Raw genomic sequence first — 14135 nt, forward strand, 5'->3', positions numbered from 1 at the left:
AATCATTCACCGAAACAATGATTTTCTGGGAAGGAATCCGGGTTTCGGACTATTCCTGAATCAGGCCCGGCTGCGTTGCAGCAGGCGCAGGGTGAGCAACACCCCGAGCGCCACCAGCAGCGCCGCCGCCAGATAGATCGACGGCACGCCCGTCTGCCCGATCAATAGCCCGGCCAGCGGGCCGGTGATGCCCAGCGCCAGGTCGAGGAACGCCGAATAGGTGCCGAGCGCCGTGCCCTGGTTCTGCGGCGGCACCTGTTTCACCGCCTCGACGCCCAGCGCCGGGAACACCAGCGAGAAACCGGCGCCGGCCAGCAACGCGCCGGTTTGCACCATCCAGGGCTCGCCGGCCTGCCAAATCAACAGCAGCCCGACGATCTCAACCAGAAACGACGCCAGCGTCACCTTCAACCCGCCGTGGCGGTTGATGACATTGCTGAAGATCAGGCGAATGCCGACGAAGGCGCAGCTGAACAGCGTCAGCGAAAACGCCGCGCCGCTCCAGCCTTTGTCGGCGTAGTAAAGGGTGATGAACGTGGCGATCACGCCGAAACCGACGGTGCCCATCGCCAGACCGAGACCATAGGCCCAGATGCGGCCGAACACCGCGCTAAAGGCGATGCGCTGCCCGGCGGCGATCGAGACGTCCGGCTTGCCGCTCGCCAACAGCAGCGCCACCGCAACCGCCAGCACGATCAGCGCCGCCACCCCGGCCAATCCCCACTGCTGATTCAGGTACACGCCAAGCGGCGCCCCGGCCGCCATCGCCCCGTAGGTGGCAACGCCGTTCCAGGAAATCACCCGCGCGGTGTGCATCGCCCCGACCCGGCCGATGCCCCATAGCGTGGAACCGGTGCTGGCGAAGCTTTCGCCGACGCCGAGAAACACCCGCCCCACGCACAGCAACAGCAGGCTGAGCCACGGGTAACCGTCAACGCCGAACGCCAGCGCGTAAAACAGGCCGCTGGCACCGCAGCAGGCCAGGCCGAACAGCACCACCTTCTTCGGCCCCAGCTGATCGGCGTAACGCCCGGCGTGCGGGCGGCTGAACAGCGTGGCGAAGTATTGCGCGCTGATGATAAGGCCCGCCAACACCGAGTTGTAGCCCAGGTGGTCATGCACAAATCCCGGCAACACCGCCAGCGGCAGGCCGATGGTCAGGTAGCAGACGAAGGTGAACATCACCACGGACAAAATACGTCGGTTCAGCTGGAGGTTATTTTCTGCGGTCATCGAAGGTGGCTCGCATCGGACGGGGTAGACGAAGCCCTCCAGCATACCCCGATGAGATTTGATGATAAATGAGAGAGTTATAACGAATTATTATTTCGCTAACGATTTTGCCGCCACCCGCGCGCGCAGAAAATCGATAAACGCCCGCACCTTCTCCGGCACGTGACGGGTATTCGGGTAGAGCGCATAGATGCTCTGCTCAGGGAAACGGTGATCCGGCAGTAACCGCTGCAGCCTGCCGGCATCGATGTCGGGCTGCGCCAGCCACGCCGGCAGCAGCGCCACCCCGGCGCCATGCAGGGCGAACGCCAACAATGCCGCAGCGCTGTCGCCGGTAAGCGTGGCGGCGTCCGCAACCTTGAACAGCACCGCTTCGCGCTGCGGCGTGACCACCTGCCAGCTGAGCGGCGAACTGAGCCGGCTGTGGGCGATCCACTGCGCCTGCGCCAGATCCGTCAGCGAATGAATCGGCCGGTCGGCCAGATAACCCGGCGACGCCACCGGAAAAATGGCAAAGCTGTCGATCAGCGCCGCGCGGTGGCTGGAATCCACCAGTTGGCCCAGACGGATCGCCACGTCGAAGCGCTCAGAGATCAGATCGGCATGATAAGAAGAAGAGACATGCTGGATGCGCAGCCGCGGATGCTGTCGCGAAAATGCCGCCAGCGCCGGCACCACCACCTGGGCGCCGTACTCCGGCGTGCTGGTGATACGCAGCACGCCGCTCAGCCCGTGATGATCGCGACGCACGTCGTCCAGCACATTTTCCGCCTCCTGCAGCAGCTGCAGGCTGCGCTGGTAGAAGCGTTCGCCGGCATCGGTCAGCGACAGCCGCCGGGTGCTGCGCGCCAGCAGTGACACCCCCAGCTCGTTCTCCAGCTGCTTGACGTTAAAGCTCACCACCGCCTTGGTTTGCCCCAGCGCCGCCGCCGCCGCGGTAAAGCTGCCCGCTTCCACCACTGCCGCAAAGATCGCCAGACGCTGCAAATTCAGCATTTCGTCGCCCTTATTGTCAAAATAATTTTGACAGTGTAATCGCCCGCCGCCGATTTATCCGCACTTTTCCCCCCGATACACTGCTCGCCTTCAACCGGAGGCACCATGTCTTATCGCAGCAAAGTGGCAATCGTCTATCTGCTCGGCTTTTTCGTCGATCTGATCAATATGTTTATCGCCAACGTCGCCTACCCCGCCATCGGCCAGGTGATGCGGGCGTCGGTCAGCCAACTGGCGTGGGTCAGCAACGGCTATATTCTCGGCCTGACGCTGGTGATCCCGCTCAGCGCCTGGCTGGCGCAGCGCATCGGCGGACGGCGGGTGTTTCTGCTGTCGCTGGCGTTGTTCATGCTGGCCACCCTCGGCGCGGGCAACGCCGACAGCATCGGCGCGCTGATCGGCTGGCGCACCCTGCAGGGCATGGGCGGCGGCTTGCTGATCCCCATCGGCCAAACGCTGACCTATCAGCTGTACCGCAGCCATGAACGCGCCGGGCTGTCGGCCGCCATCATGTTGGTGGGGCTGCTGGCACCGGCGCTGTCACCGGCGCTGGGCGGCTGGCTCGTCGATCGGTTGGACTGGCGCTGGGTGTTTTTCGCCAACCTGCCGCTGGCGGCCCTGGCACTGGCGCTGGCGGCGCTGTGGCTGCGTGCGGAAACGCCGACGGCGGCGCGCAAACCGCTCGACGCGACAGGATTACTGAGCGCCTGCGCGGCGCTGACGCTGCTGCTGCTCGGCCTGACCCGGCTGAGCGAAGCCGGCCATCAAGCTTCCGGCGCGGCGCTGCTGGCCACCGGTCTGCTGGTGCTGGCCTATTATCTGCGCCATAGCCTGCGTACCCCGCAGCCGCTGCTGAACCTGCGGCTGGTCGCCGATCCGCTGCTGCGCAACGCCATGGCGGTTTATTTGTGCATTCCCGGCCTGTTCATCGGCGTCAGCCTGGTGGCGATGCTGTATTTGCAAAACCAGCTGGGGATGCCCGCCGCACAGGTCGGCGGCCTGATGCTGCCCTGGGCGCTGGCGTCGTTCCTGGCCATCACGCTGACCGGCAAAAGCTTTAACCGCCTCGGCCCGCGGCCGCTGCTGATCGCCGGCTGTCTGTTGCAAGGCGCCGGCATGCTGACGCTGGCGCAGATCGACCTGGCCGGGCAGCACGCGTTGCAGATCGCCGCCTTCGCCCTGATGGGGTTTGGCGGCAGCCTGTGCAGCAGCACCGCGCAGAGCAGCGCGTTCCTGCAAATCCCCGACGGCCAATTGGCGGACGCCAGCGCGCTGTGGAATATCAACCGCCAACTCAGTTTTTGCCTCGGCGTGGCGCTGCTCAGCCTGCTGCTGAATCTGCTGCTGACCGTGTTGCCGCCCGCGGCGGCCTACCGAACCTGCTTCATTCTGGCGGGCGCCAGCGTATTTATCCCGCTGTTGCTGTGCCTGCGCCTCGCCAACCGCGCCATCGTGCGCCAACTCAACGCTCAACAGGATGCTTTATGAACCCGTATTTTACCGAAGTGATCGACGCCCACATCGCCATTGAACGCTGGCTGGGCAAAGGCGCCGGAGAAGAGCAAGCGCTGCTGGCGCGCTTTACGCCGGAATTCAGCATGATCGCGCTGAACGGCGCGCCGCTGGATTTCACCGCGCTGTGCGCTTTTTTCCGCGCGCATCGCGCCGCCAAACCGGGATTGGAAATCGAGATAGAAGAGATGAAGCTGGTGGCCGAATGGCCGACGGGCGCGGTAGTCAGCTACCGGGAAAAACAGAGTCTGCCGGGACAAAGCGCCACGCTGCGCTACTCCACGGTGGTGTTTGAACGCCTGCCCGACGCGCTCGGCTGGCGGCATTTGCACGAAACTGCCGCAGCGCAATGATCACAGGAAGCTGCCGGCCAAAAACAATTCCCAACCGACGATCACCCCACACAGGGTTACCGCGCTGAAAATGACTTCAAACAGATAGCGATGGATCATCGTTCGTCGCCTCAAAAGAAGACACCCGGAAGAACCGGGTGTCTGGAATACGGGCTGGAGAGTGCGGAACCTTCCGGTTCCGCAACCATCAATTAATTAAGCTTTTTTACCGGCTTTTTTGTGGTGTTTTTTAGCGGCCTGAGCTTTCTGCACTGGCGCTTTTTTGTGGTGTTTTTTAGCAGCCTGGGCTTTCTGAGCTGGCGCTTTTTTGTGGTGCTTTTTAGCGGCCTGAGCTTTCTGGGCTGGCGCTTTTTTGTGGTGCTTAGCTTTCTTGTGATGCGTTGCTTTAGCTGGCGCTTTTTCAGCAGCAGCCGCTGGCGCAGCGGTAGTGGTGGTCGCAGCTGGCGCGGTGGTGGTAGCCGGAGCAGTAGCTGCGGTATCAGCAGCGAAAGCAACAGAAGACAGACCCATAGTGGCAGCAACGATCAGCGCTAATACTTTTTTCATCTTTAAATCCTCAGAGTGTTGTTTCGGTAAGCCCCGGTGGAGCCGTTGAAACAGATACTAGTGGAATCAAACCGCCGCTTCCGTGAGTGATTGGTTTCGCCGAGTAACCAAATGTACAAAGCCCACGCGCCGGCAAACACCTGCGTGACGGCGGTTTTTTTCCGTGATCGGCCACACAATTCTCGGCATGGTCTACACTTAAAAGACATGTGTCGAAATGGAGAGCTGAATGTTTAAGAAAGCGGAAAGAACAGAACGCGATATCGATCAGGACGTCACTCTGTTGGCCGATACGCTGGATGAAGTGTTGCGCGAGTCCGGTGATAAGACCAAAGAGGAACTGAAAGAGCTGCACAGCAAGGCGAAAGGCGTGCTGCGCGACGCTCGGGCGCGATTCAATGGCTCCACCAGTCTGACACAGCATGCGCGCGACGCCGTCGATCAAGCCGACAGCTATGTGCGTGACAAACCTTGGCAGGGCGTAGGGATCGGTGCCGCCGTCGGCATCGTGCTCGGCGTGCTGCTGGCCCGGCGTTAACACCCCTGCAGTCATAAAGATAAAACAGATGTGCGTCTGGCCCGCGGAAATCGCGGGCCGTTTAATTTGCGTGTTTAAACAGCTGTGCCAGCCCCTGTACCGCCCGCTCCGCCTCCTCTCGCCGGCTGAAATTGGCGAACCCCAGCAGTAACCCTTGCCCCACCGGATGGTCGATTCGCCAGTCAGACAACGCCTGCACCGCCAGCCCCTGCTGCCAGGCTTGCGCCGCCAACGGCGCATCCGCCAAGCCGTCGCGCAGCCGGGCCAACAGCTGAATGCCGCCCTGTTGCGGCACCGTCGTCAGCCACGCCCCCAGCTGCCGCTCCAACGCCTGCGTCAGCCACTCGCGCCGCTGGCGGTACAACGGCCGCATGCGTTTCAGGTGGCGATAGAAATGCCCTTGCCGGATAAAATCCGCCACGCCGGCCTGCAGCAGCGGCGGGCAACCGCAGCCACGCAGCCGGCTGCTGCGCGCGAATGTTTCCGTCAGACCGACGGGCACCACCAGATAAGCCATGCGCAGCGCCGGGAACAGCGTTTTGCTGAAGGTGCCGGCGTACAGCACCCGACCCTGAACATCGAGGCTTTTCAGCGGCGGCAGCGGCCGCCCGTGATAGCGAAACTCGCTGTCGTAGTCATCCTCGAGGATCCAGGCCCCGCGATGCTGCGCCCAGTCGAGCAGCGCCATGCGCCGCGCCAGGCTGAGCGAGACGCCGAGCGGGCTTTGATGGGTCGGCGTCACCACCGCCAGCCGCGCCTCAGGCGCCGTCAGAATACCGGCGGCCACGTCCATGCCCTGTTCATCCACCGGCACGGCGACCGGCCTGACGCCGGCGGCCAGCAGCAGCGGACGCGTGACCGGATAGCCGGGATCTTCGATCCATACCGCGTCGCCGGCATGTAACAGCGTCTCCGTCACCCAGTCCAACAACGCCGGATAACCGGCACAGAGGAAAATTTGCTCCGGCCGACAGCTGATGCCGCGCGACAAATGCAGGTAATGGGCGATCGCCTCACGCAGCTCAGACAGGCCGCCGGCCGGCGGCAGTGCCAGAGAAGCCACCGTGGAACCGCGCAGTTGGCGGGCGACAATGCGCTGCCACAGCGCCCGTGGAAACGCGTCCAGCGCCGGTACCCCCAGTTGGAAAGGCTGCAGCATGCCTTGCGGCTGCAGCGGATCGGGCGCCATTGCCGCCAGCGGTGGCGCAGCGGGGACCGCGCCCGGCGGCATGTGTGGCAGCTGTGGCGAGACATAGGTGCCCGCCTGCCCGCGGCTCTGCAAGAAACCTTCGGCAATAAGTTGCGCGTAGGCGCTTTCCACCGTAGCGCGCGCCACGCCCAGATCGCTCGCCAACCCGCGCACTGAGGGCAACCGGCTGCCTGCCGCCAGGCTGCTCTGGGTAATGGCGTCTTTAATCCGCTGGTAAATCTGCCGGTACAGCGGCTCGGCGAGCCGGCTGTCCAGCCGCAGCGAGGTCAGGAAAGTTGGCATTATGGCCCGGTTAAATAATCATTTTATGGCCCTATAGCATAGACCATAAGGCCGCTAAAGTAGCGCCATGATTTCGTTACTACCGATTGAGGTTGACCATGATTAAGCAACGTTTGAACTATGCCGAGCTGGCGCCCGCCCCGTACAAAAATATGGTGGGCGCGCTGATGGCGCTGGAGAAAGGCGCCCTGGACAAGGCGACCATCGAGTTGATGTTTATGCGCGTTTCGCAGATCAACGGCTGCGCCTACTGCCTGGACATGCACGGCAAAGCGCTGCGTGAAAGCGGCTTCAGCCATGCCAAGCTGGATACGCTGGCGGGCTGGCGCGTCAGCCATGAATTCAGCGAGCGCGAGCGCGTCGCGCTGGAATGGGCCGAGTCAGTGACGCTGATCGCCGCCACCGGCGCGCCGGACAGCGCTTTCGAGGCGCTGAAAGCGCACTTCAGCGATACCGAGATCGCCGATCTGACTTTCGCCATCAGCATCATGAACGCCTTTAATCGTCTGGCCGTCAGCATGCGTCAGTAATGCGCTCGACTCCCCCTCTTCACTGAGAGGGGGAATTTCTCACCCGCAAAAAATTTTTCCCTCGCCTTTTCCAGCCCCGGCGCGGCCTGCGCACCCAACCCCACAAAACACCATATATAGCGTGGTTGATAAAACAAATATCTACATATAGTATTTTATGAGTCAGCCGCAGGGAATGTCGTTCGGTTGATAACGCCGTCAGAAACGCCAGGAACGATGCTCCGTTATCTGACTTGCCCGCCTTTCCTTCAGCCTAAAGGTAAATGCGAATCATGAGCATTATTATTTACAGTAAGCCGGACTGTGTCCAGTGCAACGCCACTTATCGCGCATTTGATAAACAGGGGATTGATTATCAGGTGATCGACCTCACCCAGGATCAGCAGGCGCTGAACCACGTTAAATCCTTAGGTTATCAGCAGGTTCCGGTGATTATCGCCGGTGACGACCACTGGTCCGGTTTCCGGCCGGACAAAATCGGCGCGCTGGCGCTCACCTGCTGAGGCTCGACGATGAATCCGCTGGTCTATTTCTCCAGCAGTTCGGAGAACACCCATCGATTCGTTGAGAAACTGGGCCTGCCGGCGATCCGCATTCCGATCGCCGGCGCCCGCAGCAAATTGCTGATGGAACAACCCTATATCTTGATCGTACCCAGCTATGGCGGCGGCAGCGCCGTCGGCGCGGTGCCGATCCAGGTGATCCGCTTTCTCAACGTTCCGCAAAACCGTTCATACCTGCGCGGCGTCATCGCCGCTGGGAACACCAACTTCGGCGCAGCGTACGGCATCGCCGGCGACATCATCGCCAAAAAATGCCAGGTGCCTTTTTTGTACCGCTTCGAGCTGCTTGGCACGACGCAAGACGTTGAAAACGTTAGACAGGGAGTAACCGCATTTTGGCAACGACAGAACTGACCAGGCCCGAGACGGGCGCGCTGGATTACCATTCGCTCAACGCGATGCTCAATCTTTACGATGCGGAAGGCCGGATCCAGTTCGATAAAGATCGGCTGGCAGCGCGGCACTACTTCCTGCAGCACGTCAACCAAAACACCGTGTTCTTCCATAACCTGGAGGAAAAGCTGCGCTATCTGGTGGAGGAAGGCTACTACGAGCCGCAGGTGCTGGCGCAGTATGAATTCCCGTTTATCAAGCAGCTGTTCCAGCAGGCCTACGCCAAGAAATTCCGCTTCGAGACCTTCCTCGGCGCCTTCAAGTACTACACCAGCTATACGCTCAAAACCTTCGACGGCAAGCGCTATCTGGAACGCTACGAAGACCGGGTGTGCATGGTGGCGCTGACGCTGGCGGCGGGCGACACCGCCCTGGCGCAGGATCTGGTGGAGGAGATGATTTCGGGCCGCTTCCAGCCGGCCACGCCGACTTTCCTCAACTGCGGCAAACGCCAGCGCGGTGAGCTGGTCTCCTGCTTCCTGCTGCGCATCGAAGACAATATGGAATCGATCGGCCGGGCGGTGAACTCCGCGCTGCAGCTGTCGAAACGCGGCGGCGGCGTAGCCTTCATGCTGAGCAATATTCGCGAAGTGGGCGCGCCGATCAAGCGCATCGAGAACCAGTCCTCCGGCGTCATTCCGATCATGAAAATGCTCGAAGACGCCTTCTCCTACGCCAACCAGCTCGGCGCGCGCCAGGGGGCCGGCGCGGTGTATCTCAACGCCCACCACCCGGATATCCTGCGTTTTCTCGACACCAAGCGGGAAAACGCCGACGAGAAGATCCGCATCAAGACGCTGTCGCTGGGGGTAGTGATCCCGGATATTACCTTCGAGCTGGCGAAGAACAACGAAGAGATGTACCTGTTCTCGCCCTACGACGTCGAACGGGTGTATGGCACGCCGCTGTCTGAAATCAGCGTCAGTGAAAAATACCGCGAGATGGTGGACGACAAGCGTATCCGCAAGTCGCGCATCAACGCACGCGAGTTCTTCCAGGTGCTGGCGGAGATCCAGTTCGAATCCGGCTATCCCTACGTGATGTTCGAGGACACGGTCAACCGGGAGAACCCGATCGCCGGGCGCATCAACATGAGCAACCTGTGTTCGGAGATCCTGCAGGTCAACCGCGCCAGCACCTATCACGAAGATCTGAGCTACGATCGCATCGGCAAGGACATCTCCTGCAACCTCGGCTCGCTGAATATCGCCAAAACCATGGACGCGCCGGACTTCGGCAAGGCGATCGAGACCGCGATCCGCGCGCTGACCGCGGTGGCCGACATGAGCGATATCCGCTCGGTGCCGTCGATCGCCGAGGGCAACCGCAGCGCCCGCGCCATCGGCCTGGGCCAGATGAATCTGCACGGTTACCTGGCGCGCGAGCGCATTTTCTACGGCTCGGAAGAAGGCATCGACTTCACCAACCTCTATTTCTATACCGTGGCCTATCACGCCATCCGCGCCTCGAACCGGCTGGCGATAGAACGTGGCGGCGCGTTCGACGGCTTTGAGCACTCGCGCTATGCCAGCGGCGAGTACTTCGACAAGTACACCGAGCGCGACTGGCTGCCGCAGACTGAGCGGGTGCGCGAGCTGTTCGCCGCCGCCGGCATCGCCATTCCGGGCCGCGACGAGTGGCGCGCGCTGCGCCAGTCGGTGATGATGCACGGGCTGTACAATCAGAACCTACAGGCGGTGCCGCCGACCGGTTCCATCTCGTACATCAACAACGCCACCTCCAGCATCCATCCGATCGTCTCGCGTATCGAGATCCGTAAGGAAGGCAAGATCGGCCGCGTTTACTACCCGGCGCCGTACATGACCAACGACAACCTGGCGTATTACCAGGATGCCTACGAGATTGGCCCGGAAAAAATCATCGATACCTATGCCGCCGCAACGCAGCACGTCGATCAGGGGCTGTCGCTGACGTTGTTCTTCCGCGATACCGCCACCACCCGCGACATCAACCGCGCGCAGATCTACGCCTGGCGCAAAGGCATCAAGACCATTTACTACATCCGCCTGCGCCAGATGGCGCTGGAAGGCACCGAGGTGCAGGGCTGCGTGTCCTGCGCGCTGTGAGGCAATTTATGACGACCGTAACATCGGCGCCGCTGGTGCGCGCCATCAACTGGAACATTATCGAAGACGACAAGGATCTGGAGGTATGGAACCGCCTGACCTCCAACTTCTGGCTGCCAGAGAAGGTGCCGCTGTCCAACGATATCCCGTCCTGGGCCACGCTGACGCCGAAGGAGCAGCAGCTAACCATTCGGGTGTTTACCGGGCTGACGCTGCTGGACACCATCCAGAACACCGTCGGCGCGCCGGCCCTGATCGCCGATGCGCTGACGCCGCACGAAGAGGCGGTGTACTCCAACATCAGCTTTATGGAGGCGGTGCACGCCCGCTCTTACAGCTCAATCTTCTCTACCCTGTGTCAAACGCCGGACGTGGATGACGCCTATCGCTGGAGCGAGGAAAACCGCGCGCTGCAGAAGAAAGCCGGCATCATTCTGGCGCACTACCGCAGCGACGATCCGCTGCTGAAAAAGGTCGCCAGCGTGTTCCTCGAGTCGTTCCTGTTCTATTCGGGCTTTTACCTGCCGATGTACTGGTCCAGCCGCGCCAAGCTGACCAACACCGCCGATCTGATCCGCCTGATCATTCGCGACGAGGCGGTGCACGGCTACTATATCGGCTATAAGTTCCAGAAAGGGCTGGAGAAAGTGGACGCCGCACGGCGCCAACAGGTGAAAAATTTCGCCTTCGATCTGATGCAGGACCTGTACGACAACGAGGTGCGCTACACCGAGGAACTGTACGACGGCGTCGGCTGGACGGAAGACGTGAAGACCTTCCTGCACTATAACGCCAACAAAGCGCTGATGAACCTGGGGTATGAAGCGCTGTTCCCGCCGGCGATGGCGGAGGTCAACCCGGCGATCCTGTCGGCGCTGTCGCCGAACGCCGACGAAAACCACGACTTCTTCTCCGGGTCAGGGTCGTCCTACGTCATCGGCAAGGCGGTCAACACCGAGGATGAGGACTGGGATTTCTGAGAACATGACAGCGATGCCGGTCTTTCAGGCCGGTATCGTGCATTCAATACCCTTGTTCTTTCTGACTACGAATCGCCAGAACAAACGCCGTATCGATATCAGGGATATATTTGTAGAGCGCCAAATAACCGCGAACTTGCTGCCCAATAATCAATTCACGCAGCCCTGAGCCAAGGGCTCGTCCGATCAATGGATTATGTTCCAATACCGCAATCGCCTGGATGATTTCCTGAATGCGCCGCCCTGGATCCACGGCACCATACTGAGCCAAATGAGCGAGAATACGTTCGATATCATCCCTGACCTCTGGCGCCAACTCGACGTTTGCCATCAGCGCCCCAATTTTTTTACCGGAGGTTTAACAGCGTCAGTGTTACCGGCTGCGTAATTTTCCAAATAACCGCGCATCTCTTTCCAAGAGACCGTCTCTCCCGTCGCAATTATCTTGGCATAGCGTTTTTCCGCTTCATTCTCAAAGTCGCGGCGCAACTCTTCTTGCTGCGTTTTCTCCGCTATTGCCTGCAAAATAAAGCTGTGAGACGTCACGCCAGCCTGCTCGGCGACGGCAGCGACTCGAGCTTTAAGCTCATCTGGAATACGGATGGTCGTCGTCGACATAATCGCTCCTAACGTCGGTCAATCACATGTAGCTCAATTGTGCTACATGAAGTCTGACAGCGCAATAATGCAGAGGATTATTTCACCGATTGACGCAGCTCAAGCTGCCGCCAAATAGCGCGTTTCTCCGCGTCGCTGGCGGTCGGCCAGGCGGCGATTTCCGCCCGCGTGCGCCGGCATCCCCGGCACTGCTGGGTTTCGTCGTCGATGCGGCACAGGCTGACGCAGGGCGATCTCACGCCGTGCTGGAATTGCTGATTGTCGCCCGCCATACGCTGCCCTTGATGTGATGAGTTCCGCCACAGGATACCCGATCCTGCGGCGGCGCGTCGTCAATCAGATGATGCCGCCGTTGGCGCGCAGGGTTTGTCCGTTGATCCAGCCGCCGTCGGCCCCCGCGAGGAAGGCCACCGCTGCAGCGATATCGTCCGGCGTGCCCAGACGCTCCAGCGGCGCCATCTTCGCCAGCCGCTCGATAAGCTCCGGGGTTTTACCGTCGAGGAACAAGCCGGTGGCGGTCGGCCCCGGCGCGACGGCGTTCACCGTGATATTGCGGCCGCGCAGCTCTTTCGCCAGCACGCTGGTCAGCGCTTCGATCGCCGCCTTACTGGCGGCATACATACCGTAACCCGGCTGCAGCAACCCCACCACGCTGGAAGAGAAGTTGATGATGCGGCCGTTGTCGCGCAGGCGCTTCGCCGCCTCGCGCATCGCATTGAAGCTGCCTTTCAGGTTGATGTCGAGCAGGCGATCCACGTCTTCATCATGCATGTCCGCCACCGGCGCTAGCGCGATCACCCCGGCGTTATTGACCAGAACGTCGACGCCGCCAAACGCCTGTTCGGCGCTGTCGAACAGCTGGGCAACCGCAGCAGCATCGCTGACGTCGGCCTTGATGCTCAAGGCGCGGCCGCCGCGCTGTTCTATCTTGCCCACCAGCTCATAGGCCGGCGCCGGGTTGCCCGAATAGTTGATGATGACGGCAAAGCCATCGGCGGCCAGGCGCTCGGCGATGGCGGCGCCGATACCGCGCGATGCGCCGGTGACGATGGCGACGGAGGGAGTTTTCTGATTCATCGGGAGATCCTTAAAGAAAACGACGAGGGTAACGTTAATCATGCACTCTTTATCACGGCGAATAAGCCCCGATTCTCTGGCATCATCATCCCAAATTATCGAACAATGTCCCCAAGGCGCTTACGATGGCCGCCCGTTGGGCGGCCATCTCCCTTACAGCGCGCCGTAGTTCAATGGCACCCAGGTGTAACCGTCGCCCTGGCGGTTCAGATACCCCAACCCCGGGAACGACAGGTGTGCGCCCCCCACCAGCTCGCTCTGCCGCGCGCTGTCGCCAAATATCCGCAGCCGCTGAGCGACCGCCGCCTTGGCGTCATTATCAAAGCTGATAGCCACCTTCGGATGCGGCAACTGCACCGCTGCCACGTGGATAAGATCCCCCAACAGCAACAGCTTCTGGCCCTGGCTGGTCACCTGATACACGCTATGCCCCGGCGTATGGCCGTGGGCGGCAAAGGCGGCAATGCCCGGGGAAAGCTCACCGTCGCCGCTGAACGGCTTAAAGTGACCGGTCGCCTGATACGGCTTGATCGCCGCCTGAGCCCGTTCGAAGTTGCTTTTACTGCCCGCGCTAGCCTGTTTCAGTTTGTCCGCGCTTAGCCAGAAGTCCGCGTCCTGGCTGGCGGCGCGCACCACCGCATTGGGGAATACCGCCTTGCCGTCGTGCGTCAGGCCGCCGAGATGGTCCGGGTGCATGTGGGTCAGGTAGATCTCATCCACCTGCTCCGGCTGGTAACCCGCCGCGCGCAGGTTATCCACCAGCTTGCCCAGGCCGTCGCCCAGCAGTTGGCCGGCGCCGCTGTCGATCATCACCAGCTTATCGCCGGTATTGATCAGATAGGCATTGACCGAGGTGACCACCGGCAGGCTTTGATGCCGCTCGGCCAACCCGGCGGCGATCTGCTGCGGCGTGGTGTTTAGCAACAGCTTGTCCGCCGGCAAACGAATGATGCCGTCGGACAACGCGGTCACTTCAAAACTGCCCAGCATGATGCGATAAAATCCCGGCGTCGGGGTTTTAGCCTGCGGCGCGGCGGCCCCGGCCTGTAATGACATAACGGCCAGCGCCGCGCCCAGCAGACAACGTTTCCAGAACATGATGACTCCTTGCGAGAATTGAACAGCGCTAAGTATTGACGCAAAAATCCCGATGCGCCTGTTTAATAAATGCCTTTGATAAATATATGAACAATATATTTATTATGAATAATTTTGTT

Annotated in this window: 17 protein-coding genes; 8 read left to right on the top strand and 9 right to left on the bottom strand. The window is 61.0% G+C overall.

Annotation, left to right across the window (positions count from 1 at the left end; translation table 11 throughout):
* Positions 1 to 60: 60 nt before the first annotated feature.
* Together ACJ8J4_RS19590 and ACJ8J4_RS19595 are read right to left on the bottom strand one after the other, a co-directional pair.
* Positions 61 to 1233, bottom strand: a complete 1173-nt coding sequence (locus tag ACJ8J4_RS19590) for an MFS transporter (protein WP_089196196.1) — start codon at positions 1231 to 1233, stop codon at positions 61 to 63.
* Between the two features lie 90 nt (positions 1234 to 1323).
* Positions 1324 to 2229 (bottom strand): LysR family transcriptional regulator, encoded by a 906-nt coding sequence (locus ACJ8J4_RS19595; RefSeq protein ID WP_197828144.1) that lies wholly within the window; start codon positions 2227 to 2229, stop codon positions 1324 to 1326.
* A gap of 105 nt (positions 2230 to 2334) precedes the next feature.
* On the opposite strand from ACJ8J4_RS19595, the gene ACJ8J4_RS19600 reads away from it, so the two are divergent.
* Positions 2335 to 3717, top strand: a complete 1383-nt coding sequence (locus ACJ8J4_RS19600) for an MFS transporter (RefSeq protein ID WP_025303982.1) — start codon at positions 2335 to 2337, stop codon at positions 3715 to 3717.
* Positions 3714 to 4094 carry a DUF4440 domain-containing protein gene (locus tag ACJ8J4_RS19605; RefSeq protein WP_043138374.1) on the top strand — a complete coding sequence of 127 codons (381 nt, stop codon included), beginning with the start codon at positions 3714 to 3716 and terminating at the stop codon, positions 4092 to 4094. Before ACJ8J4_RS19600 ends, ACJ8J4_RS19605 begins: the two co-directional genes overlap by 4 nt.
* A gap of 195 nt (positions 4095 to 4289) precedes the next feature.
* Here the strand turns inward: ACJ8J4_RS19605 and asr are convergent, their stop codons facing one another.
* Positions 4290 to 4640, bottom strand: a complete 351-nt coding sequence (gene asr, locus ACJ8J4_RS19610) for an acid resistance repetitive basic protein Asr (RefSeq protein ID WP_004928953.1) — start codon at positions 4638 to 4640, stop codon at positions 4290 to 4292.
* 229 nt (positions 4641 to 4869) lie between these two features.
* On the opposite strand from asr, the gene ACJ8J4_RS19615 reads away from it, so the two are divergent.
* Positions 4870 to 5178, top strand: a complete 309-nt coding sequence (locus ACJ8J4_RS19615; protein ID WP_004928950.1) for a DUF883 family protein — start codon at positions 4870 to 4872, stop codon at positions 5176 to 5178.
* 61 nt (positions 5179 to 5239) lie between these two features.
* Here the strand turns inward: ACJ8J4_RS19615 and pdxR are convergent, their stop codons facing one another.
* Entirely contained in the window at positions 5240 to 6673 is a 1434-nt protein-coding gene (pdxR, locus tag ACJ8J4_RS19620; RefSeq protein WP_264383966.1) for a MocR-like pyridoxine biosynthesis transcription factor PdxR, read from the bottom strand.
* Positions 6674 to 6768: 95 nt separating this feature from the next.
* Here pdxR and ACJ8J4_RS19625 point away from each other — a divergent pair, with 95 nt between their 5' ends.
* From ACJ8J4_RS19625 to nrdF, 5 genes are all read left to right on the top strand, one after another.
* Positions 6769 to 7200, top strand: coding sequence for a carboxymuconolactone decarboxylase family protein (locus ACJ8J4_RS19625; RefSeq protein ID WP_025303985.1), 432 nt, complete (start codon positions 6769 to 6771; stop codon positions 7198 to 7200).
* A 272-nt stretch (positions 7201 to 7472) separates the two neighbouring features.
* Positions 7473 to 7703 (top strand): glutaredoxin-like protein NrdH, encoded by a 231-nt coding sequence (gene nrdH / locus ACJ8J4_RS19630; RefSeq protein WP_004928934.1) that lies wholly within the window; start codon positions 7473 to 7475, stop codon positions 7701 to 7703.
* Positions 7704 to 7712: 9 nt separating this feature from the next.
* Entirely contained in the window at positions 7713 to 8117 is a 405-nt protein-coding gene (gene nrdI, locus ACJ8J4_RS19635; RefSeq protein WP_004928930.1) for a class Ib ribonucleoside-diphosphate reductase assembly flavoprotein NrdI, read from the top strand.
* The gene (nrdE, locus tag ACJ8J4_RS19640; protein ID WP_071845116.1) at positions 8099 to 10243 is read left to right on the top strand and encodes a class 1b ribonucleoside-diphosphate reductase subunit alpha; all 2145 of its coding nucleotides are present in this window, start codon (positions 8099 to 8101) and stop codon (positions 10241 to 10243) included. The genes nrdI and nrdE overlap by 19 nt, the downstream gene beginning before the upstream one ends.
* A gap of 8 nt (positions 10244 to 10251) precedes the next feature.
* Complete coding sequence (nrdF, locus tag ACJ8J4_RS19645) at positions 10252 to 11223, top strand: class 1b ribonucleoside-diphosphate reductase subunit beta (RefSeq protein ID WP_033639549.1); 972 nt, start codon at positions 10252 to 10254, stop codon at positions 11221 to 11223.
* A 43-nt stretch (positions 11224 to 11266) separates the two neighbouring features.
* On the opposite strand, the gene ACJ8J4_RS19650 is transcribed toward nrdF, so the two are convergent.
* The 5 genes from ACJ8J4_RS19650 to ACJ8J4_RS19670 all read right to left on the bottom strand — a co-directional run bounded on the left by ACJ8J4_RS19650 (position 11267) and on the right by ACJ8J4_RS19670 (position 14016).
* Positions 11267 to 11554, bottom strand: a complete 288-nt coding sequence (locus ACJ8J4_RS19650; protein WP_043138388.1) for a type II toxin-antitoxin system RelE/ParE family toxin — start codon at positions 11552 to 11554, stop codon at positions 11267 to 11269.
* A complete protein-coding gene (locus ACJ8J4_RS19655; protein WP_038872812.1) occupies positions 11554 to 11841 on the bottom strand; it encodes a CopG family ribbon-helix-helix protein in 288 nt (95 codons plus the stop codon). Before ACJ8J4_RS19655 ends, ACJ8J4_RS19650 begins: the two co-directional genes overlap by 1 nt.
* A gap of 77 nt (positions 11842 to 11918) precedes the next feature.
* Positions 11919 to 12113 carry a DUF1289 domain-containing protein gene (locus ACJ8J4_RS19660; protein ID WP_049205216.1) on the bottom strand — a complete coding sequence of 65 codons (195 nt, stop codon included), beginning with the start codon at positions 12111 to 12113 and terminating at the stop codon, positions 11919 to 11921.
* A gap of 64 nt (positions 12114 to 12177) precedes the next feature.
* A complete protein-coding gene (locus ACJ8J4_RS19665; RefSeq protein WP_025303991.1) occupies positions 12178 to 12918 on the bottom strand; it encodes an SDR family oxidoreductase in 741 nt (246 codons plus the stop codon).
* A 153-nt stretch (positions 12919 to 13071) separates the two neighbouring features.
* Positions 13072 to 14016, bottom strand: coding sequence for an MBL fold metallo-hydrolase (locus tag ACJ8J4_RS19670; RefSeq protein ID WP_025303992.1), 945 nt, complete (start codon positions 14014 to 14016; stop codon positions 13072 to 13074).
* Between the last annotated feature and the right edge of the window lie 119 nt (positions 14017 to 14135).

Origin of the sequence: Serratia sp. CY47280 (genome assembly GCF_052168655.1) — a bacterium.
In the GTDB taxonomy this organism is placed as follows: Bacteria; Pseudomonadota; Gammaproteobacteria; order Enterobacterales; family Enterobacteriaceae; genus Serratia; species Serratia bockelmannii.